The organism is Conexibacter sp. JCM 18997 (assembly GCF_055391915.1).
Genome location: NZ_AP043885.1, coordinates 291,898 through 312,465 on the forward strand (window position 1 = coordinate 291,898; position 20,568 = coordinate 312,465).

The 20,568-nt window shown below is 72.7% G+C and carries 21 protein-coding genes and 1 pseudogene; 10 read left to right on the forward strand and 12 right to left on the reverse strand.

What is annotated here, in order from left to right:
- Positions 1-109: 109 nt before the first annotated feature.
- From ACZ5UI_RS01525 to ACZ5UI_RS01535, 3 genes and pseudogenes are all read right to left on the reverse strand, one after another.
- Positions 110-232, reverse strand: a pseudogene (locus ACZ5UI_RS01525) (hypothetical protein); the annotation flags it as partial.
- A gap of 9 nt (positions 233-241) precedes the next feature.
- Positions 242-1,126, reverse strand: a complete 885-nt coding sequence (locus ACZ5UI_RS01530) for a CoA-transferase (protein WP_464193510.1) — start codon at positions 1,124-1,126, stop codon at positions 242-244.
- Positions 1,123-2,046: a CoA transferase subunit A gene (locus ACZ5UI_RS01535; RefSeq protein WP_464193512.1), complete on the reverse strand. Its 924-nt coding sequence runs from the start codon at positions 2,044-2,046 to the stop codon at positions 1,123-1,125. The genes ACZ5UI_RS01530 and ACZ5UI_RS01535 overlap by 4 nt, the downstream gene beginning before the upstream one ends.
- A 42-nt stretch (positions 2,047-2,088) precedes the next feature.
- On the opposite strand from ACZ5UI_RS01535, the gene ACZ5UI_RS01540 reads away from it, so the two are divergent.
- The gene (locus tag ACZ5UI_RS01540) at positions 2,089-3,234 is read left to right on the forward strand and encodes an acyl-CoA dehydrogenase family protein (protein WP_464193514.1); all 1,146 of its coding nucleotides are present in this window, start codon (positions 2,089-2,091) and stop codon (positions 3,232-3,234) included.
- 128 nt (positions 3,235-3,362) lie between these two features.
- Here the strand turns inward: ACZ5UI_RS01540 and ACZ5UI_RS01545 are convergent, their stop codons facing one another.
- From ACZ5UI_RS01545 to ACZ5UI_RS01560, 4 genes are read right to left on the reverse strand one after another with little or no spacing between them, the layout of a single operon-like run.
- A complete protein-coding gene (locus ACZ5UI_RS01545; RefSeq protein ID WP_464193516.1) occupies positions 3,363-3,824 on the reverse strand; it encodes a VOC family protein in 462 nt (153 codons plus the stop codon).
- Positions 3,821-4,222 (reverse strand): cobalamin B12-binding domain-containing protein, encoded by a 402-nt coding sequence (locus tag ACZ5UI_RS01550; protein WP_464193518.1) that lies wholly within the window; start codon positions 4,220-4,222, stop codon positions 3,821-3,823. The genes ACZ5UI_RS01545 and ACZ5UI_RS01550 overlap by 4 nt, the downstream gene beginning before the upstream one ends.
- A complete protein-coding gene (locus tag ACZ5UI_RS01555) occupies positions 4,219-5,796 on the reverse strand; it encodes a methylmalonyl-CoA mutase family protein (protein WP_464193520.1) in 1,578 nt (525 codons plus the stop codon). The genes ACZ5UI_RS01550 and ACZ5UI_RS01555 overlap by 4 nt, the downstream gene beginning before the upstream one ends.
- Positions 5,793-6,569, reverse strand: coding sequence for an enoyl-CoA hydratase-related protein (locus ACZ5UI_RS01560; protein WP_464193522.1), 777 nt, complete (start codon positions 6,567-6,569; stop codon positions 5,793-5,795). Before ACZ5UI_RS01560 ends, ACZ5UI_RS01555 begins: the two co-directional genes overlap by 4 nt.
- A gap of 46 nt (positions 6,570-6,615) precedes the next feature.
- Between ACZ5UI_RS01560 and ACZ5UI_RS01565 the strand changes: the two genes are divergently transcribed.
- Positions 6,616-8,034 (forward strand): class I adenylate-forming enzyme family protein, encoded by a 1,419-nt coding sequence (locus ACZ5UI_RS01565; RefSeq protein ID WP_464193524.1) that lies wholly within the window; start codon positions 6,616-6,618, stop codon positions 8,032-8,034.
- Positions 8,034-8,918 carry a TIGR03619 family F420-dependent LLM class oxidoreductase gene (locus ACZ5UI_RS01570; protein ID WP_464193526.1) on the forward strand — a complete coding sequence of 295 codons (885 nt, stop codon included), beginning with the start codon at positions 8,034-8,036 and terminating at the stop codon, positions 8,916-8,918. Before ACZ5UI_RS01565 ends, ACZ5UI_RS01570 begins: the two co-directional genes overlap by 1 nt.
- Here ACZ5UI_RS01570 and ACZ5UI_RS01575 read toward each other — a convergent pair.
- The gene (locus ACZ5UI_RS01575; protein WP_464193528.1) at positions 8,908-10,062 is read right to left on the reverse strand and encodes an acyl-CoA dehydrogenase family protein; all 1,155 of its coding nucleotides are present in this window, start codon (positions 10,060-10,062) and stop codon (positions 8,908-8,910) included. The genes ACZ5UI_RS01570 and ACZ5UI_RS01575 overlap by 11 nt on opposite strands.
- A complete protein-coding gene (locus tag ACZ5UI_RS01580) occupies positions 10,059-10,970 on the reverse strand; it encodes an LLM class F420-dependent oxidoreductase (RefSeq protein ID WP_464193530.1) in 912 nt (303 codons plus the stop codon). The genes ACZ5UI_RS01575 and ACZ5UI_RS01580 overlap by 4 nt, the downstream gene beginning before the upstream one ends.
- A gap of 162 nt (positions 10,971-11,132) precedes the next feature.
- Between ACZ5UI_RS01580 and ACZ5UI_RS01585 the strand changes: the two genes are divergently transcribed.
- The 4 genes from ACZ5UI_RS01585 to ACZ5UI_RS01600 all read left to right on the forward strand — a co-directional run bounded on the left by ACZ5UI_RS01585 (position 11,133) and on the right by ACZ5UI_RS01600 (position 15,092).
- On the forward strand, positions 11,133-12,296 hold the full coding sequence (locus tag ACZ5UI_RS01585) for a sugar ABC transporter substrate-binding protein (RefSeq protein ID WP_464193532.1): 1,164 nt from the start codon (positions 11,133-11,135) through the stop codon (positions 12,294-12,296).
- A gap of 93 nt (positions 12,297-12,389) precedes the next feature.
- On the forward strand, positions 12,390-13,778 hold the full coding sequence (locus tag ACZ5UI_RS01590; protein WP_464193534.1) for an LLM class flavin-dependent oxidoreductase: 1,389 nt from the start codon (positions 12,390-12,392) through the stop codon (positions 13,776-13,778).
- Between the two features lie 28 nt (positions 13,779-13,806).
- Complete coding sequence (locus ACZ5UI_RS01595) at positions 13,807-14,223, forward strand: nuclear transport factor 2 family protein (protein WP_464193536.1); 417 nt, start codon at positions 13,807-13,809, stop codon at positions 14,221-14,223.
- Positions 14,196-15,092, forward strand: coding sequence for a TIGR03620 family F420-dependent LLM class oxidoreductase (locus tag ACZ5UI_RS01600; RefSeq protein WP_464193538.1), 897 nt, complete (start codon positions 14,196-14,198; stop codon positions 15,090-15,092). Before ACZ5UI_RS01595 ends, ACZ5UI_RS01600 begins: the two co-directional genes overlap by 28 nt.
- Positions 15,093-15,161: 69 nt before the next feature.
- Here ACZ5UI_RS01600 and ACZ5UI_RS01605 read toward each other — a convergent pair whose 3' ends face one another.
- Entirely contained in the window at positions 15,162-16,034 is an 873-nt protein-coding gene (locus ACZ5UI_RS01605) for a CoA-transferase (protein WP_464193540.1), read from the reverse strand.
- Entirely contained in the window at positions 16,031-16,951 is a 921-nt protein-coding gene (locus tag ACZ5UI_RS01610) for a CoA transferase subunit A (RefSeq protein WP_464193542.1), read from the reverse strand. Before ACZ5UI_RS01610 ends, ACZ5UI_RS01605 begins: the two co-directional genes overlap by 4 nt.
- Positions 16,952-16,973: 22 nt before the next feature.
- Between ACZ5UI_RS01610 and ACZ5UI_RS01615 the strand changes: the two genes are divergently transcribed.
- Complete coding sequence (locus ACZ5UI_RS01615; protein ID WP_464193544.1) at positions 16,974-17,747, forward strand: enoyl-CoA hydratase/isomerase family protein; 774 nt, start codon at positions 16,974-16,976, stop codon at positions 17,745-17,747.
- Positions 17,744-18,463 (forward strand): SDR family NAD(P)-dependent oxidoreductase, encoded by a 720-nt coding sequence (locus tag ACZ5UI_RS01620; protein ID WP_464193546.1) that lies wholly within the window; start codon positions 17,744-17,746, stop codon positions 18,461-18,463. The genes ACZ5UI_RS01615 and ACZ5UI_RS01620 overlap by 4 nt, the downstream gene beginning before the upstream one ends.
- A 6-nt stretch (positions 18,464-18,469) precedes the next feature.
- On the opposite strand, the gene ACZ5UI_RS01625 is transcribed toward ACZ5UI_RS01620, so the two are convergent.
- Complete coding sequence (locus ACZ5UI_RS01625; protein WP_464193548.1) at positions 18,470-19,033, reverse strand: cupin domain-containing protein; 564 nt, start codon at positions 19,031-19,033, stop codon at positions 18,470-18,472.
- A 27-nt stretch (positions 19,034-19,060) separates the two neighbouring features.
- Here ACZ5UI_RS01625 and ACZ5UI_RS01630 point away from each other — a divergent pair, with 27 nt between their 5' ends.
- On the forward strand, positions 19,061-20,566 hold the full coding sequence (locus tag ACZ5UI_RS01630; RefSeq protein WP_464193550.1) for a class I adenylate-forming enzyme family protein: 1,506 nt from the start codon (positions 19,061-19,063) through the stop codon (positions 20,564-20,566).
- The last annotated feature ends 2 nt before the right edge of the window (positions 20,567-20,568 follow it).

A 20,568-nucleotide genomic window follows, 5' to 3' on the forward strand; every position in this document is an offset into this window, starting at 1 on the left:
TGGCGCCGGCCAGGCCCGCGCGCAGGTCGGCGCCGTAGTCGTCGAACAGCGAGCGGAAGAAGTCCAGCTTGCTGGGGAAGTGGCGGTAGAACGCGCCCGTGGTCAGGCTCGCGTAGCCGGAGATGTCGGCCAGACGTGCGCCCGCGTAGCCGCGTTCGGCAAAGGCCCGACGCCCCGCTTTGAGCAGGGCGTCTCGGGTCGGAAGGGTCTCTATGTCGAGGCTCGAGGCGATGTTCGTTCGTCAGGCTGGACCGTTGAACGGGGTTATCTTCGCACTGGTTGCAGACGCACGCGCTCGCTCCCACTCCGCGTCCAGCAGCTCGCGCAGATAGGTGCGGCGATCTCGAGCGTTCATGAAGTCAAAGCGGATCGTGCCCCATGGGTCGATGCGGTCGCGCAGAAGCGCGAGCTGGCCCGCGGTCGGCTCGGCGGTCATCGGAATGTCGGCGGGGACGTCGAGCGCGAAGCCCGTGCGCTGCACCACCTCGTCGGCGCTGACGCCCCGGTGCAGGGTCTCGATCGCGAACGGTCGGTCGGCGTGGTCCTTGCGCAGCACGGCCAGCGGCGTGATCACCCGGACCGGTCCGGTCAGCAGCCCTTCGGCCGCGCGCGCGTCGTCGTCCAGGGGCTTGCGCTGACCGGTGCGGAAGTCGACCTGCTCGACCAGCGTGCGCGTGTCGTGGGTGCCGACGTAGAGCAGGATCCGGCGGTAGTGCTGGACCACCTCGGGTGAGCCGGCGCCGCCGGGCAGGCGCACCTTGGGCCGGGCGTGGTCGCCGATGCAGGTGACGTTGAACGCGCCGCTGCCGTCGATCTGCGCGGGGGAGATGCACTCGACCAGGCCGCGGCGGCCGAGGTGGACCGTCTGCGTGCTCTGGCTGAACGTCCAACGTGACGTCGCGCCCCGGTAGGCGGCCGCCTCGGTGCCGGCCAGGTTGAGCTGCACCGGCGGCATGCCGACGGCGTTGAACCCGATCAGCGTCGCGTCGGGCGCCGTCGTCAGCTTGGCCAGCATGTAGGCGGCGTAGGCCAGCGGCGTGAACGAGCCCAGCACGGTCACGCCCGCGTCCTCGACGTCCGCCGCGATGCGGCAGACCATCAGCTCCTCCATGCGATGCTCGCTCACAGGACTCCCTCCTGGTCCAGCGTCGGCGAGGTCGCGGCGATCGAGCGCAGCACCTCTTGGCGGGTCTCGTCCAGGACGCGGGCCCGGTAGCCCGCCTCGTCCTCGGCGGCCAGGGTGTCCAGGTAGGCGTCTGCCTCACCGGCCTGCCAGGTCTCGGCGTAGTCCATCACCGCCCAGGCGTCGAAGCCGTAGGCGGGGACGTGCGACGTCGGGTGCGCGCCGAAGGGCGCCTCGATGACCGCGTCGACCAGGAACCCGGGGATGTGGGTGGTGGCCGGCTGGGCGGCGATCTCGCTGCGCGGCACGATCTCCTCGCAGGTGACGATCACGCGCCGGGCGGCGCGCGCGAGCTCCGGGTCGTTGGCCATCGGCCCGTCGACCTGGCAGTTGCCCGACGCGTCGGCGCGGCGCACGTGGATGATCGCCACGTCGGGGTTGATCGCCCGGATGGCCAGCAGTGATTCGCCGGTGAACGGGCAGGTGACGGCGGCGTAGGCGTCGGGGCTGACCTCGAGCAGCTGCGAGCCGCCGATGCCGCGCATCGGCAGGTAGGGCAGCTGGTGGGCGCCCGCGTCCAGCGCGACGTTGAGGGCCACGCCGCTGACCTCGTGCAGGGTGATCGTGCCCTCCTGGGCGGCGCGCCGGAAGGCGGGCGCCAGGCCGTAGGCCTCCAGCGAGACCATCGAGAAGGTCAGCTCGGACACGAGGCCGGCGCCGATGAGCAGCTCGACGTCGATCGACGAGAGCGAGCCGACGATCCGCAGGTCGCCGACCCGCGCGCGCAGCAGCTCGCGCACGGCGGCCATCGGATGGTTGGCCATCCACGCTCCGCCGAGCCCGACGGTGGTGCCGGGAGGCACCAACGTGGGCAGCTCAGAGAGCGCGACGCGCTTGTCGGACTGGGGGCGAAGCTCGGTCATTTGGATCCTCGGCTTGCGATAAGCTGCCGTCAGGTTACGACATTGGGCCGATCGATCTACACCCCAGAGCACCAGGACTTCCGCGAAGCGGTGCGCGGCTTCCTCCAACGCGAGGCGGTTCCGCACCGCGAGCGCTGGGAGGCGGACGGTCACCTGGACCGCGCCTTCTGGACGAAGGCCGCCGGGCAGGGCTTCGTGGGCTTCGAGGCGCCGGAGAAGCTCGGCGGGCTGGGCATCCACGACTACCGCTTCAACGCGATCCTCCTGGAGGAGACCTGTGGGCTGGGGCTGCTGCCCGACCACTTCATGCTCCAGAACGACGTGCTCAGCCCCTATCTGACCGAGCTCGCCGATGCCGAGCAGCAGCGCCGCTGGCTGCCGGGCTTCACGTCGGGCCAGCTGCTGGCCGCGATCGCCATGAGCGAGCCGGGCGCGGGCTCCGACCTGCGCGGCATCGCCACCACGGCGCGGCGCGACGGCGACGCCTACGTGCTCAACGGCTCCAAGACGTTCATCAGCTCGGGCACCCAGGCCGACCTGATCGTGGTCGCCGCCCGCACCTCCGACGAGGCGCGCGCCTCGGACGCGTTCAGCCTGCTCGTCGTCGAGGGCGGGATGGAGGGCTTCGGGCGCGGGCGCAAGCTGGAGAAGATCGGCCGCCACAACCAGGACACGGCCGAGCTGTTCTTCGACGACGTGCACGTGCCCGCGGCCAACCGGTTGGGGGAGGAGGGCAGCGGCCTGCGCAGCCTGATGCGCAACCTGGCCCGCGAGCGCCTGGCCGTCGCCGTCGCCGCGGTGGCCAGCGCCGAGTACGTCCTGGCCATCACGCTGGCCTACGCCAAGGACCGCACCGCCTTCGGCCAGCCGATCGGCAGCTTCCAGGTCAACCGCCACGCGCTGGCCCAGATGAGCAGCGAGCTGCGCGCCGCGCGCGTGTACCTCGACAGCTGTGTGCAGGCCGAGGTCGACGGGACGCTGGACGCGGTCGAGGCGGCCGGCCTGAAGGCGCTGACCACCGAGCTGCAGTGGCGCGTGACCGACCGCTGCCTGCAGCTGCACGGCGGCTACGGCTACATGGACGAGTACGAGATCTCGCGCCAGTGGCGCGACGCACGCGTCCAGCGCATCTACGGCGGGTCCACCGAGATCATGTGGGAGATCGTCGGCAAGGGCCTCGGCGTCTGAGCGAGCGCCGCACCCGGGAGCGGCAGCGCGGTTCGTGGCACGTCGGCGCTCTCCAGGCCGATCATTGTCGGGTGGGCGTCGCTATGCGACGGTGAGCTGACAACGGTGCTGCGCTCGAGGGACCGCCCTCAGCGCGACAGCAGCGCCGCGAGCTCAGCCTCGGCCATGCGCGCCGGGTGACCCGCCGGCGCCTGGACGAACTGGATCAGCGTGCCGTGCGCGCTGCGCGGGTGCAGGAACGCCTCGCGCCAGTTGGGATCGTCGTGGTTCTCGCCGATCACCTGCAGCCCGGAGGCGGTCGCCCGCGCGACGGCGTCGGCCAGGTCGTCGACCCGGAAGGTCAGGTGGTGCAGGCCGCCCAGCGGCGAGCGCGCGAAGAAGCTGTCCAGGAAGGTCGAGCCCGGCAGCGGCTCGAGCAGCTCGATCTTCCCGCCGCCCGGATAGCCGAGCACCACGCCGCGGTAGCCGACGCGGACGTTGTCGCCGCCGTACAGGAGCGTCCCGCCGAGCTGGTCGCGGTAGATGGCCAGCAGGTCGCCGATGCGCCGCGCGGCGTGGGCCGCGTGGTCGAAGACCGCGCCCTCGGTCACGCGACGCGGCGCTGCTGGGCGAGCCGGCGGAACGTGTCGACGATCTCCGCCTCGGTGGCCGTGGGGGCGACGGTCTCGTCGATGCCGCTGGCCAGCAGCTCGGCCCGGTCGCCGTCGGTCATCAGCGAGCCGCCGACCACGATCGGGATCGGCGGGTCGGCGGCGCCGAGCAGGTCGGCCAGCTCGCGCGCGTAATGCAGGACCTCCCACGAGTGGGCGCTGATGCCGACGACGTCGACGTCTTCCTGCATGGCCACGGTGGCGATCGTCTCCGGCAGCTGGAAGCGCCCCGGATAGACGACCTCGATGCCCGCGTCGCGCAGGATGCGCGTGACGGCCAGCGACCCCGCCTCGTGCTGGTCCAGGCCGAGGACGGTGACGATCGCCCGGATCCTCATCGCGGCCGCTCCGTGCAGCGCAGCGGGTCGTACGGGCGGTCGTAGGTCTCGCGCAGGACGCCGATGCACTCGCCCATCGACGCGTCGCGGCGCAGTGCCTCGATCAGCCCCGGCATCACGTTGTCGCCGGCTCGCGCCCCCGCCTCCAACGCGTCCAGCGCGCGGACGACGCCGGCGTGATCGCGCGCCTCGCGCCAGGCCCGGATCTCGTCGATCCGCTCGTAGGCGGGCTCGATGCGCTCCTCGGCCAGGTCGCGCAGCAGCCCGTCCTGCGCGGGATCCACCGCGTTGACGTTGACGCCGATCACCGCGCGACGCCCGTCGGCCACCTCGCGCGCCCGCTCGACCATCGCGTCGGCGAAGATGGCCCGGAAGAACCCCTGCTCGGCCAGCTCGACGACGTCGCCCAGCGCCTCGATCGCCTGCACGCGCTCCTCGATGCGCTGCTCCAGCTCGTCGGTCAGCGCCTCGACGTACCAGGAGCCGCCCAGCGGATCGGCCACGTCGCCGGCGCCGGTCTCCAGCTGCACCATGTGCTGGGTGCGCAGCCCGATCAGGTGCGCGTCGCGCGACGGCGTGCGGATCGCCTCGTCGAAGGCCGAGATCTCCATCGCGCGCACCCCGGCCAGCGTCAGCGCCAGCGCCTGGACCGCGCCGCGGGCGATGTTGTTGGGCAGCTGCTGGGCGGTCATCGTCGCGCCCGAGGTGTGGGCGGCGACGTTGATGGCCAGCGACCGCGGGTCCTTGGCGCCGAACTCGTCGCGCATCATCCGCGCGTACAGGCGCCGCGACGCCCGGATCTTGGCGATCTCGGCGAAGAAGTCCATGCGGCAGTTGACCAGCAGCGCGATGCGCGGCGCGAACGCGTCGACGTCGACGCCGCGGGCCAGCAGCCGGCGCACCACCTCGCGCAGCTCGACGAAGCCCAGCGCCATCTCGTCGACGATGTCCACGCTCCCGTCGGAGATGTAGTACGTGTCCTCGACGAACGCGTGGAACTTCGGCATGTGCTGGGCGCAGAACTCCATCGAGTCCGTGGCCAGGCGCATGTGCAGCGCGACCGGGAGGTTGGATGCGTACGCGGTGTCCTCGGCGTACAGCGGCGGCAGGATGGCCGAGCCGCGCAGCACCTCGGAGCCGTGGCCGTGGGCCTCGGCGGCCAGGAACAGGCCGGCCGCGGCGAACCCGCCGGGCAGCGAGTGGTCGCAGCTGACGCGGTCCAGCGGGATGCCTTCGTACAGCGCCACGTAGTCGGCGCGGCGGCAGACCGACACGCCCTGGTTGCCGACGGCATGGCGCGCGTACGGGTGGTCCGGGTCCAGGAAGCACTGGGTCGGCGTGTCGCCGATCACGTCCAGTCCGGTGGCGCCGTGCTCGAGCAGGTAGTGGAACTGCTCGTTGGAGCGCTGCGGCGCGCCCTCGCCCGAGAGCTCGCGCACGATCACGTCGTGTCCCTCTCCGGGCGCGCGGGCCCGGGGTGCGCGCGTGCCCCGCGTGTAGGGGTACTGCCCGGGGTCCCCGAGCTTGGCCGCGTAGTCGATCGGCGCCTCGCCGGGCGTGTAGAACAGCGTCACGAGCGCTCCCGGAACGCGGCCAGCGCGGCCAGGTGCGCGGGCTCGGTGAGCATCCGCCGGAACGTGCGCTCCTCGCGCTCGCGTGCCGCTCGCGCCGCGGGCAGCCGCGCGTCGAGCAGCAGCTGCTTGGTGGCCACCAGCGACTCCAGCGGCTGTGCGGCGATGGCCGCGCACACCGCCGCGGTCTCACCGGCCAGGTCCTCGTCGGGCACCACGCGCCACACCAGGCCGGCGGTCTGCGCCGCCTCGGCGCCCAGCCACTGGCCGGCGAACAGCAGGTGCGCGGCGTCCCAGCGGCCCATCAGCGCGGGCAGCGTGACCGTGCTCCCCGCTTCGGGCACCAGGCCGAGGCTGGCGAACGGCGCGCGGAAGCGGGCCGAGGCCCCGGCCAGGGCCAGGTCGGCGTGCCCGAGCAGCGTCGCGCCGATGCCCACCGCCAGCCCGTTGACCGCCACGACCAGCGGCTTGGGGAACGTCTCCACCCGCGAGATGAACGCCTCGTAGACGTCGACGCCGCGCGGATCCGGCTCGCCGGGGTCGTCGGACAGGTCCGAGCCGGCGGTGAACGCGCGGCCCGCGCCGGTCAGCGACACGCAGCGGATGCCGGGATCCTCGGCCGCCTCCTGCAAGGCGCCCCGTACCCCGTCGAACAGTGCGAGGCTGAACGCGTTCAGCGCCTGCGGGCGGTTCAGCGTGAGGTGCCGGACGCCGTCGGCGTCGTCGACGATGAGGACGTCCGCGGACGCTTGGGCGACGGGCGTGGAGTTCTGCATAATCTGACGGCAGCTTATCGGGAATCTGAGGCGGAGGAGAGAGCGCGTGGGTCCCAACGACTGGACCGCATTGGTACGGCAGCTGGCCGCGCCGGGGGAGCCGGACTGGGTGGCGTTGGAGGTCGAGGGCCGGACGCTGACCATCCGGGAGCTGGAGGAGGCGATGCTCCGCGCGGGTGGCGTGCTGGCCGCCGGCGACGGCGTGGTCGCCGTGCGCACCGCCGATCCGATCCTCCACACGATCGGCGTGCTCGGCGCCGTGGCCGCTGGCCGCGTGGCCATGCTCATCGACCATCGCCAGCCCGACGACCTGGTCGCCGAGGTGCTGGAGCGCGCGGGCGCGACCACGCTGATCGGAGAGCCCTTGGGCCAGACGCCGGCGCTCTCGCAGGAGGCATTGGGCGACGGGCCGGTGCGCGAGCCCGTGGCCGCCGACCCCGACGCGATCGGCTCGATCTTCCTGACCTCGGGCTCGACCGGCCGGCCCAAGCTCGTGCAGCGCAGCCGCAACGCCGACCTGCACGCGGCCATGTGCCTGCGCCTGGCCGGCTTCCCGATCGACCTGGGCGACCGCCACTGGATGTGCGTGCCCTACGCGTCGGCCGCGTTCCTGACCCTGACCATGGGTGCGCTGCTGGCCCGCGCGACCGTCGTGTTCGCGCCGTTCGCGCGCGAGGAGGTCGACGCCTTCCTGGAGCGCGAGCGCATCTCCAGCGCCTACCTGGTGCCCACGATGCTGCGCCTGGCCCGCGAGCACGGCGGCCTGGACGGCCCCGGGTGGCGCGGCCTGCGCGCGCTGATGACCGGCGGCGAGAAGCTCGACCTGCCCACGGCCGAGGTGCTGGCCGAGCGCTTCGCCGGGCGCGTCTACTGCGCCTACGGCATGACCGAGTGCCCGCGGCTGACCCAGGCGCGCTTCGAGGACATCGTCGAGCGTCCGGGCACGGTGGGCCGCACGATCCCGTTCCGCGGGGTGCGGATCGCCGCGCTGGACGGCCACGGCGACATGCCGATGGGGGAGGAGGGCGAGGTGCTCGTCGGCGGGCCCGACCTGTACGCCGGCTACCTGGGCGAGCCGCCGGCCGACGGCTGGCATCGCACCGGCGACCTGGGCCGCTTCGACGCCGACGGCTACCTGTTCATCACGGGCCGCGCGTCGAGCGTCGTGAAGGTCGGCGGCAACCGCGTGTCGACGGAGGAGGTCGCCGCCCAGCTGCGCCGGCACGAGCTGGTCGCCCAGGCGGCGGTGATCGCGGTCGAGGACGACACCTGGACCAACCGGCTCGTGGCCTTCGTGGTCGTGCGCGATCCCGCCGGCCTGGACGCCGACGGCCTGCGCGCCTGGGCGGGCGAGCGCATGCTGGCCTACAAGGTGCCGCGCGAGGTGCGCCAGCTGGCCGAGCTGCCGGTCGACAGCTCGGGCAAGGTCTCGCTGACCACGCTGCACGCGCTCGCCGCTGGCTGATGCGCTTCGTCCTGTACGGCACCTACATCCCGGCCGACCAGCTCGTGCCGGTCGCCCGGCTGGCCGAGGAGCTGGGGTTCGCGGGCCTGAGCGTGCCCGACCACGTCGTCTACCCGCACGAGACCGCCACGCCGTATCCCTACGAGGGCGACCCGCAGACCGGGCTGGCCCCGTGGAGCGAGGACTGCGAGTGGCCCGACCCGTTCGTCTCGGCGGCGGCGATCCTCGGCGCCACCACCGCGCTGGAGGTGATCACCGGCGTGTGCGTGCTGGCCATGCGCGATCCGCTGATCGTGGCCAAGTCGGTGGCCACGCTGGACGCGATCCATCCCGGGCGGTTCGTGCTCGGCGTCGGCGCGGGGTGGATGCGCGAGGAGTTCGAGATCCTCGGCACGGACTTCGACACCCGCGGGCCGCGCACCGACGAGGCGATCGAGCTGCTGCGCGCGCTGTGCAGCGGCGAACGCGTCGAGCACCACGGGCGCTTCTTCGACGTGCCGGCCGTGACCATGCGCCCGGCCGCCCGCGGGCCGCTGCGCATCTACGTGGGCGGCGATGCGCCGCCCGCGCTGCGCCGGGCCGGGCGGCTGGCCGACGGGATGATCCCGCCGCTGAACAGCTGGCCGCGGGCGGCCGAGCACCTGGAGACCGTCGCGCGCGTTCGGGCGCAGGAGGGGCGCGACGGGCCGTTCGAGTACGTCGGCGCCGCCACGCGGGCCAAGACGCCCGAGGCGATCGCCGCGATGGCCGCGCTGGGAATCGACGCGCTCCACGTCGACCCGTTCGCGCTGTACGTGCGCCGCTACGGCGGGCTCACGCTCGACGAGCGCCGGGCCGCGCTGGAGCGCTACGCGCGGGAGCTCATCGTGCCGGTCAACGGCTGAGCTCGCGGGCGATCACGTTGCGCAGGATCTGGTTGGTCCCGCCGAAGATCTCCTGGATCTTCGCCTCGCGGTAGTAGCGCTCCATCCCGTACTCGACCATGTAGGAGTAGCCGCCGAGCACCTGCATGCCGTTGGTGGCGCAGAACGTCGCCGCCTCCGACGCGGCGACCTTGGCCATCGCCGCCTCGGCCCGGCAGGGCAGGCCGGCGTCGAGCCGGTCGGCGGCCTGGCGCGTGAGCGCGCGCGCCGAGGCCAGGCGCATGGCCATGTCGGCCAGCATGTGGCCGACGGCCTGGTGGTTGATGATCTCGGTCCCGAACTGGCGGCGCTCGCGGGCGTACTGCAAGGCCAGCTCGTACGCGCCCTGCGCGGTGCCCAGGCTCTGCGCGGCGGTGTAGACGCGGTCGGCGTCCATCAGGTCCATGACGATGCGCGCGCCGTCGTCCACCGCGCCGACGATCGCGCTGCGCGGGACGCGCACGTCGTCGAGGAACACCTCGCAGGTGTGGGTGGCCTGACCGGCCATCTTCTTCAACGGCTGGACGGTCACGCCCGCCGCGTCGCGCGGGATCAGCACGAAGGTCAGCGCGTGGCGCGGGGCCGCCTCGGGCGTCGTGCGCACGAGCGTGAGCAGCAGGTCGGCGGCGTCGGCGCCGGTGATGAAGATCTTCTGGCCGCGGATCAGGAGGTCGTCGCCGTCGGGGATCGCCCGCGTGGCCAGCCCCATCAGGTCCGACCCGCAGTCGGGCTCGCTCAGCGCCATGGCCATGCGCAGGTCGCCGGCGGCCAGCGCGGGCAGGTGCGCGTCGCGCTGCTCGGTGGTGCCGAACTGGCCGATCGCCTCGGCGCAGAACAGCGCGGTGGGGACGAACGCGTAGGCCAGGCAGGCGCCGGCCCGCTGGGTCTCCTCGACCACGATGCAGCGGGTGGCCGCGTCGGCCGGGTTGCCCCCGTGGGCCTCGTCGATGGCGATCCCCCACAGGCCCAGCCCGGCCATCCCGGCCAGGATCTCGGCCGGGTAGGTCTCCGAGGCGTCCAGCTGGGCGATCCGGTCCGCGGGCGCCTCGCGCTGGAAGAACGCGCGCAGCGTCTGCTGGACCTGGCGCTGCTCGTCGTCCAGGCCGAGGTCGGCGGCGGCGATCATGCGCGCGCTCCGCCAGCCAGCTGCGCGATCGTCTCGATGCGCCGGCGGGCGGCGTCGAGGTCGGGCTCGCAGACGAAGTGGAAGACGTGGTCGAAGCCCGCGGCCCGCTGGGCCTCCAGGTCGCCGGGCGCCTCGCCCCCGAAGCCGGAGATCTCGATCGCGTCGGGATCGCGCTCGGCCTCCAGCGCCGCCTCGCGCATCACCTCGAGCATCCGGCGGGTCTCGGCGGCGAAGCTGTCGCCCGACGCGACGATGGGCAGGAAGCCGTCGCCCAGGCGGCCCGCGCGGCGGGCCGAGGCCTCGCTGTGGCCGCCGACGATGATCGGGACGCCCTGCGGGCGCGTGGGCTGCGGGCGGCAGCGGATGCGATCGAAGGCGACGGTCTCGCCGAAGTAGCTGGCCTCGTCCTGGGTCCACAGCGCGCGCATCGCCTCGATCGCCTCGTCGGTGCGCCGGCCGCGGCGCTCCCACGGGATCCCGACGGCGTCGAACTCCTCGCGCAGCCAGCCGATACCGACGCCCAGGCGCAACCGGCCGGCGGACAGGCGGTCGACGGTGGCCAGCTGCTTGGCCAGGAACACGGGGTTGCGCTCGGGCAGGATGACCACGCCGGTGCACAGCTCGACGCGCTCGGTGACCGCGGCGATGAAGGTCAGCGCGGTGACCGGCTCGGGGAACGCGGTCTCGTCCCAGGGATAGCGCTCGAACGTGTCGTCCTCGTAGGACTGGTAGGGGTAGCGCGACGCGTACTGGACCGGGATCACGACGTGGTCGGGGATCCACACGGAGTCCAGCCCGGCGGCCTCCGCCTCGCGCGCGACCGCGGCCAGGTACTCCGGATCCGACAGCGATGCCGCGGGCGGGTGGACGCCGTTGGCGGACTCGATTAGGTAGATGCCGAACTTCATCGGGCGCTCCTCCGGCTCGTCGGTTTCGGGCTCCTGCCGTTCCACCTTGCACCGCCGACTCCGGCGCGGATAAGATGACGTCAGGTGCGGTAAGCTGCCGTCAGGTTACTCGCGCACACAAGCAGTGCGACCACTGCCCCACACGGAGGAGAGACCGTTCACATGTCCTGGCTGTCCCGGATGGTTCCCGTCGCGCTTGCGGCCACGGCGCTGGTAGCCGTCGGCTGCGGCTCGTCGGACGACAACTCGACGTCGAGCTCGGCGAGCTCGACACCCGCGACGAGCACCCCAAGCACGTCCGACACCACCGCTGCCGACACCGGCGGCAAGTTCCCGGAGATCAAGGCCGAGGTCGACAAGCTGACCGTGCGCCCGACGGAGATCCCGCAGACCACCCCGCTGGACTCCCCGCCGCCGACCGGCAAGACGATCTCCTACCTGCAGTGCGGCGCGCCGATCTGCGTGACGCTCGGTGAGTACCTGACCGAGGCCGCGGACGCGGTGGGCTGGAAGGTCAACGTGATCGACGAGGGCGGCACGCCCGAGACGGTCAAGGCGGCGTGGGACGAGGCGATTCGCCAGAAGCCCGACGCGATCGTCCCGACCGGCGGCTTCCCGCACGAGATCTTCGGCGACGAGGTCAAGCAGGCCAAGGCGGCCAACATCCCGATCGTCGGCCACTCCGAGGCCGTGCCGGCCGATCCGGCCGAGGGCTTCATCGCGATGGCCTCTGGTCCGGAGCGGCAGCTGCAGATCGGCACCCAGGAGGCCAACTGGATCATCAACGCCACCGAGGGTGACGCGAAGGTCTTCTTCGTCGACTCGGGCTACCCGATCAACGGGCTCCAGCTGAAGGCGCTGAAGGCCCAGATGGCCAAGGAGTGCCCGGACACCTGCTCGGTCAAGTCCTACATGGCTCCGGTCACGTCGATCGGCAAGGACCTGGCGGGCAAGGTCGCCTCGCAGCTGCAGGCCAACCCGGACACCAGCTACCTGGTGCCCGCGTTCGGTGACATGGCCATCGGCATTCCCGCCGCGCTGGCCGCGTCGAGCATCGAGCAGCCGCCGATGCTGACCCAGGAGCCGGGCGCCGCGAACATGCCCGACATCCGCAAGGGCGATCTCGTCAGCCTCAACGGCTCGGGCCCCGAGTCCATGTGGGGCATCGTCGACACGCTGGCGCGGTACTTCAACAAGCAGGATTTCCCCGCCGAGATCCCGCTGCCGTCGTGGTACATCACGAAGGACAACGCGCCCGCCGAGGACACGTTCCCGACGGTCGTCGACTACCAGGAGCAGTTCAAGAAGCTCTGGGGCGTGTCGTAGCGAAATCCGGCCGACCGGGGGCTCTCGCGAGCCCCCGGTCACCGTGATAAGCTGCCGTCAGGTTCGCAGGCTGAGCGAAGGACAGGAGAGAGCATGATCGAGGTCGGGATCTTCGACGGCGGGGCGACGGACCTGCCCTTCCGCAAGACCGCGTCGGGGCAGCGAGTCGTCGATGGGACGCTCGCGGACCTGCACGCCGCGAACAGCCGCCTGCAGGCAGCGCAGGTGCGTCGCGCCGTGCTGGCCGACCGGGTCGGCTTCGACTACTACTGGCTCACCGAGCACCACTTCGGCGTCGAGGGCGCGGAGCTGAGTACCAACCCGCTCCAGATCGGCACCGCGATCGCCGCGCTCACGCGGCGCATCCGCATCGGTCAGCTGGCCAACATCGTGGCGTTCCATCACCCGCTGCGGCTGGCCGAGCAGATCGCCATCCTCGACAACCTCAGCGGCGGGCGCACCGAGGTCGGTCTCGGGCGTGGCTACCAGGGGCGTGAGGCCGAGACGTTCGGCCTGACCTACGGCGCCGGCATCCAGGACCAGGAGCGCAACCGGGCCTACCACCAGGAGGCCTACGAGATCCTGATCAAGGCCTGGACCGAGGAGTCCTTCTCGCACAAGGGCCAGTTCTTCACGCTGCCGCCGACGTTCGCCAAGTGGAACCACGCGCAGTCGATCGCCTTCTTCGAAGAGGGCGGCGCCGGCCCGGACGTCGACGACGTCTTCAACATCGCCCCGGCCGACCAGTACTCGATGATGGGGCCGCCGATCAGCGCCTCGGGCACGACGCTCAAGCAGATCTCCGTCTTCCCGCAGCCCTTCCAGAAGCCGCACCCGCCGCTGTGGGAGCCGCTGAACAGCGAGCGCACGATCCGCTGGGCCGCGCGCAACGGCGTCAACGGCAACTTCATCTTCGAGTCCGATCGGGCGCTGAAGCCGAAGATCGAGATCTACATGGAGGAGACCGCGGCCAGCGGCTGGCCCAACGGCGGCGAGTTCAAGTACGGCTGGGACTCCAACCGCCACCGCGGCATCAGCTCCGGTCGCGTCGTGCACATCGTCGATCCGTCGCTGAGCCACTGCAACGCCGACCTGGCCGTCGAGTCCCAGCTGTTCCAGTGGGACTTCTACAAGCCGTTCGGGTTCACCGCGATCCTGGCCCAGCCGGGCGAGACGCCGCGGATGGACGTCGAGGTCACGGGCGAGCTGCTCAAGGACCAGGGCGTGCTGATCGTCGGCACCAAGCAGGAGGTCATCGACAAGCTGATGGGCCTCAAGGAGCACGCCTACGGCGACGGCGACTTCCTCACGAACATCTGGTTCGAGTCCGGCGGCGTCAGCCACGAGGCGGTCGAGGAGCAGATCCAGTTCTTCGGCGAAGAGATCCTCCCCGTCCTGCGCCAGGAGTGCGGCGGCGGGCCGGAGCGGGCCGAGACGACCGTGCAGCTGGTCCCGGACGCGGCCGTCGCGTCCCCCGCCTGATCAGCACGAGCACCGGGCCGGGCGGACGATGAGCGACGTCGACGACATCGTCCGCCTGACCCACGACTACGCGCTGTACAACGACACGTTCCGCCTCGACGACCTGCTGGACCTGTTCGTGGCGGACGCGTGGTTCGACATGGTTCCGGCGGGTCTGGCGCTCTACGAGGGGCGCGCGGCGATCCGCGACTTCTTCGAGCGCGAGAAGCGCGCGCTCAGCCACGTCGTGCACTACACGACCAACCACCGCGTCGACGTCGACGGGGACCGTGCGGCGGGGACCGCGTACTTCCACGCGATCGGCGTGACCCGCCGCGACGGGGTCGAGAACGCGGCGCGCGGCATGTACGAGGATGCCTACGTGCGCACGCCGGCGGGCTGGCGCTTCGCCTCCCGGACCAGCGTCCCGCTGATCCCGTGGACGCCGGTCCGCAAGGCGTCGTGAACCTCGGCCGGCTGGGCGTGTGGAGCGGCGAGCTGCGCTTCGCCCGCGACCGCGGGGCGGCGCTGGCCGCCGCGGCCGAGCTCGACGCGCTGGGCTTCGGCACGCTGTGGCTGCCCGGCGGCACCGGCAGCGGCGCGCCCCTGCTGGACGTGGCCGGCGAGGTGCTCGACGCGACGGCGCGGGCGGTCGTGGCCACCGGGGTGCTGAGCATCTGGGTGCAGGACGCGGCGGCCGCCGGCGCCGCGCAGGCCGCGCTGCGGGTGCGCCACCCGGGGCGGTTCCTGCTCGGGCTGGGCACGAGCCATGCCGAGCTGATCGACGACTCCGTGGTCAGCGAGCGCCTGGCCCGGCCGCGCACCGAGATGGCGCGCTACCTGGACGCGCTGGATCGCGCGTGCCCGGGCGCCCAGGACGAGCGCGTGCTGGCCGCGCTGCGCCCGCGCATGCTCGAGCTCGCGCGTGAGCGCACCGCCGGGGCGCATCCCTACTTCGTCACGCCTGACCACACGGCGGTGGCCCGCGAGGCGTTGGGCCCCGGCACGCTGCTGGCGCCCGAGCAGGCTGTCGTGCTGGAGACCGATCCCGCGCGCGCCCGCGAGATCGCGCGCGCCTTCCTGGCCACCTACCTCGGGCTGCCCAACTACACCGGCAACCTGCTGCGCTTCGGCTTCGACGAGCGCGACCTGGCCGACGGCGGCAGCGACCGGCTGGTCGACGCCGTCGTCGCGTGGGGCGACGAGCAGGCGATCGCCGACCGCGTGCGCGCCCACCACGAGGCGGGCGCGGACCATGTGGCGCTGCAGGTGCTGTCGGGCCGGCGCGGGCTGCCGCTGGACGAGTGGCGGCGGTTGGCCGTGCTCGCTGCCTAGGGCCCGGCCGTTGTCCGCTTCGTCCCGCATACCGGGCTCGAGCGGACAACGGCCGGGCCTGGGCGACCGCTACCCGGCGGCCGCGACCAACGCCTCGGCCCGCTGCCACTCCTGGTCGAGGATCTGCTGCAGGTAGTCGAGGCGCTCGGCGCCGCCCAGGAAGTCGAAGCGCACCGTGCCCATCGGGTCGATCTGCTCGCGCAGGAGCGCCAGCTGGGCCGCGGTGGGCTCCGGCGTCAGCGGCACGTCGGCGGGCACGTCGAGGGCGAAGCCGGTGTTCTCGACCACCTCGTCGACGCCCACGCCCGGATGCACCGAGGCGATCGCGAACGGGCGGTCGTCCTCGCTCTTGGTCAGCACCGCCAGCGGCGTGACGATCGTCACCGGTCCCTCGGTGACCAGGCCGCGGGCGGCTCGGGCGTCGGCGGAGATCGGGGCGCGCCGGCCCGTGGCGAAGTCGACGCGCTCGACCAGCGTGCGCCGGTCGTGCTTGGAGAAGTAGGCGATCACCCGGCGGTAGTTCTGCACCACCTCGGGCGCGCCGGCGCCGCCGGGCAGGCGGACCTTGGGCGCGTCGGGATCGCCGATCGACGTCAGGTTGATCGCGCCGTCGCCGTCGATCTGGGCCGAGGAGACGCACTCCAGCAGGCCGTGCGTGCCCAGGTGCACGAGGTGCCCGTTGGGCGTGAAGGGCGAGCGGGCCATCGAGCCGCGGTAGGCGGCGGCCTCGGTGCCGGTGAAGCTGAGCTGCACCGGCGGCATGCCGATCGCGTTGTAGCCGACCAGCCAGGCGTCGGGCGCGTGGGTCAGCTTGGCCAACATGTAGGAGGCGTAGGCCAGCGGCGTGAAGGACCCGAGGATCGTCACGAAGTCGCCCTCCTGGCGCATCTCCGAGGCGATCCGGCAGACCATCAGCTCGTGCGGCTCGTAGGCGGTGCTCATGACGGTTGCGGCTCCGGTTGCAGGACGGTGCCCGCGGCGGCCAGCGCCTGCAGGACGGCATCGCGGCCGCCGCCCAGCACGCGGTCGCGGTACTGCTCCTCGGTCTCGGAGCGCAGGCGGTCCAGATACGCGGCGTACTCGTCGCCGCCGGCCACCGACGCGCGCTGGTAGTCGAGCAGCTCCCAGGCGTCCTGGGCGTAGCGCGGCACGTGCGAGCACGGGTGCGCGCCGAACGGCGCCTCGATCACGTGGTCGACGAGGAAGCCGGGGATCTTCGTCATGTCGGGGTTGGCCCGTGTCTCCTCGACGTCGACGATCTCCTCGGCGGTGACGATCACCAGGTCGGCGGCCGCGGCGAGGACCGGGTCGTCGGCCATCGTGCCCTCCCACTGCGCGTTGCCCAGGCGGTCGGCGCGCAGCGCGTGGACGATCGCCACGTCGGTGCGCATCGCCCGCACGACCATCACGGCGCGGTCGCCGAAGGTCGTGTCGGCGGTGCCGAACCACTCGGGGTTGCGGGCCACCAGGTCGGAGCCGATCGGCCCGCGGATGGGGAGGAAGGGGACCTGCTGGCCGCCGGCTTCCAGCGCCACCTGCAGCGACAGCGCCGGGATCTCGGTGATCGGCAGCCGGCCCTCCTGCACGGCGCGGCGGAACTGCTGGGCCAGGCCGAAGGCCTCGAGCGTGACCATCGAGAAGGTCAGCCCGCGCAGCGCGCCCGCGCCGACGAGCAGATCGACCTCGATCGTGCCCAGCAGCGCGACCGCGCGCAGGTCGTCGCGGCCGGCGCGGATCAGCTCGCGTGTGGCGGCCATCGGGTGGTTGGCGAACCAGCCGCCGCCGAACGCCACGGAGGCGTCGGGGGGCACGAGGGCGGGGAGCTCCTCGAGGGTCGTGATCTTGTTGACGCGCTCCATATACTGACGTCAGGTTATCACGATGATCGAGCTCGAGATCGAGGACGCCGTCGGGTGGGTGCGCCTGGCCCGGCCCGAGGCCCGCAACGCGCTGGACCGACCGCTGCTGGCCGCCCTGCACGACGCGGTGCGGCGCGCCGCGCGCACCCCGGGGGTGCGCTGCCTGGTGCTGGCCGGCACCGGCCCGAGCTTCTGCGCCGGCGGCGACCTGGCGGCGGTCCGGGTGCAGTCGGTGCCCGAGACGCTGGCCCTCAACCGCCTGCTGCTCGACGTCGCCAACACCATCGAAGGGCTGACCATCCCGACGGTCGCGGCGCTGCACGGCGACGCGCTGGGCGGCGGCCTGGAGCTCGCGCTGGCCTGCACGCTGCGGGTGGCCGCGACGGATGCGCGGCTGGGCCTGCCCGAGGTGCGCCTCGGCCTGATCCCGGGCGGCGGCGGCATCGGGCGCCTCGCGCCGCTGGTCGGGCGCGGTGCCGCGCGCTACCTGCTGCTGACCGGCGCCGTGGTGTCCGCGCCGCGCGCGGCGGCGCTCGGCCTGGTCGACCAGGTGGGCGACGCCGGGGCGGCGGGCGCGACGGCGGCCGCGCGCCAGGTGGCCACGACGATCGCCGCCAACGGGCCGCTGGCGGTCCGGGCGGTCCGCGACGTGCTGCGCGCGTCCGAGCAGGCCACGGTCGCCTCGGCCGTGGCCCAGGCCGAGGCCGCGCTGCCCGCCGTGCTCGGCTCGGCCGACGCCCGCGAGGGCGTGGAGGCGTTCGCGCAGCGCCGCTCCCCGACCTTCACGGGCACGTGACGCGCGCCGCGCTGGTGACGGGCGCCGGCGGCGACATCGGCCTGGCGATCGCCCGCGAGCTGGGCCGCGCCGGCCACGCGCTGACGATCACCTCCCGGCGCGAGGAGCGGTTGGCGCACGCCGCCGACGCCCTGCGCGCCGACGGCTGCATGGTGCAGGCGATCGCCGCCGACGTGGCCGACGCCGACGCGGTGGCCGAGCTGTTCGCCGTCCACGAGCGCCGCTTCGGCCGCCTGGACGTGCTGGTCAACAACGCCGGCCTGGGCATCCCCGGCGAGATCGACGCCACGCCCGTGCGACACCTGGACCTCCAGCTCGACGTCAACCTGCGCGCCGCCGTCCTGGGCTATCACTACGGCACCCCGCTGCTGCGCCGCGCGGGCGCCGAGCACCGCGGCGCGCTGGTCGTCAACACCGCGTCGATCGCGGCCCAGCGCCCGCAGCCGCTCCTGCCGCTCTACGCCGCGACGAAGGCGGCGCTGATCGGGTTGACCCGGGCGATGAACCGCGACCTCGGGCCGGCCGGGATCAAGTCGACGGCGCTGTGCCCGGGGTTCGTGGCCAGCGACATGACGGCCGCCGCCGGGCTGGACGTCGCGGCCGACGAGATGCTGGCGCCGGCCGACATCGCCGGGGCGGTGGGCTGGTTGCTGACCACGGGCCCGACGTGCGTCGTGCCCGAGATCCCGTTCCTGCGCCCCGGCTTCGTCGAGTAGGACGGGTCAGTGTCCGGCGTTGCCCTTGAAGCGGCTCTCGTCCAGGTGCGCGCCGACGAACACGAGCAGCATCGTCGCCGGCTTGTCGCTCTCGTTGGACCACGAGTGGTTGTCGCCGCAGTGGATCAGCGCGGTGCCGGCGGGGATGACCTTCTTCTCGCCGGAGTCCAGCGTCAGCGTGAACTCGCCGTCGATCACGTACTCCAGATCGACCGTGGCCGAGTAGTGCATGCCGGCCGAGTCGGACACCGCGTCGGTCATGCCGGGCGTCTGGCGGTCGGTCTCCGCGGTCGCCCACTCGAGGTCGTCGGGCATCGCCGGCCGGTCCGAGTCGGCCGGGTAGGTGAAGATGATGAACCGATACCCCTCGGGGGTGGTCGGGAAGAACCGCAGGCCCTGCTCGACGGCACCGGTGTTGGGCACGGTCGGGATGTCGTCGCTGCCGAACAGCTCCAGGATCTGGTTGCCGGTCAGCAGCGGCGGCGACTTGGCCGCGATCGTCTCGTCGGAGACGAACACCGAGCGGCCGTTCTCGTCGATGCCCGTGATGATCCTGCGAATGCTCTCCATAGGGCAATATCCTGACATCAGGTTCTCATGATTTCCACCGATCACAGCGGCGCGCTCGTTCCCGATCTGCTGGGCGGGGCGCTGCCGCGCTTCCCCGACAAGCTCGCGGTCGACGCGGCGGAAGGGACGCTGACGTTCGCGCAGGTGTCCGACCGGGCCGCGCGCCTGGCCGGGTTGCTGGACGAGCGCGGCGTGCGCCCGGGAGAGCGGGTGGCACTGCTGGCCATGAACGACCTCGAGTACCTGGAGATCCGCGTCGGCGCGCAGCGCGCGGGCGCGATCCTCGTGCCGCTCAACTACCGGCTCACCGCCGGTGAGCTGTCGCACATCGTCCAGGACGCCGACATCGCGCTGCTGATCGTCGGCCGCGGCCTGGAGGCGCTGGCCGCGGAGCTGGCCGCACCGTGGACGCTGGCGCTGGGCGACGGCTCGTATGAGACGGCGCTGGCCGCCGCGGCGCCGGCGCCGGTCCCGGCGGGGTTCGACCCGGAGGCGATCTGCCAGCTGGCCTACACGAGCGGCACCACGGCCCGACCCAAGGGCGTGATGCTGTCCAACCGCTCGGTCCACGCGGGCACCGTGGCCATGGGGCACGAGCTGGGGTCCACGGCGGACGCGGTCTTCCTGGTCTGCACGCCGCTCTTCCACGTCGGCTCCGAGGTGGCGTTCTCGTGCACGATGCTCGGCGCGACGCTCATCCAGTTGCCGAAGTTCGACGTCGACGGCGTCCTGGCCGCGCTGGATCGCACCGGCGCGACGCACTGCCAGATGGTCCCGACGATGATCCGGATGGTGCTCGACGCGTGGGGCGAGCGGCCGACCAGCAGCCTGCAGCGGATCCTCTACGGCGCCGCGCCGATGCCGCCCGCGCTGCTGCGCCAGGCGCTCGACGTGCTCGGGTGCGAGTTCGTCAACGGCTACGGCTCCACGGAGTCGATGGGCGTCTCGTTCCTGACGCCCGCGGAGCACGATCCCGACGGCGCCCCCGAGCGGCTGGCCTCGGTCGGGCGCAGCAGCATGCTCAGCCGGGCGCGGGTGGCCGACGAGGCCGGCAACGAGGTCGGTGCGGGCGAGATCGGCGAGGTCCTGGCCCGCGGCCCCGCGCTGATGAGCGGCTACTGGCGCAACCCGCAGGCCAGCGCGGAGGCGCTGCGCGACGGGTGGATGCACACCGGCGACATGGCCTACCGCGACGCCGACGGCTACCTGTACCTGGTCGACCGCCGCAACGACAAGATCGTCACCGGCGGCGAGAACGTGTTCCCCAGCGAGGTCGAGCAGGTGATCGGCCAGCATCCCGACGTCGTCGAGGTGGCGGTCATCGGCGTGCCCGACCGGCTGTGGGGCGAGGCCGTGGCCGCGGTCGTGGTCGCCCGGGACGGCGCCGGTCTGGACCGCGACGTGCTGCTGGAGCACTGCCGCGGCGCCCTGGCCGGCTACAAGGTCCCCAAGGTCGTGCGCATCGACGCCGAGCCGCTGCCCCGCACGGCCACCGGCAAGCTGCTGCGCCGGGAGCTGCGCGGGACGTTCTAGCC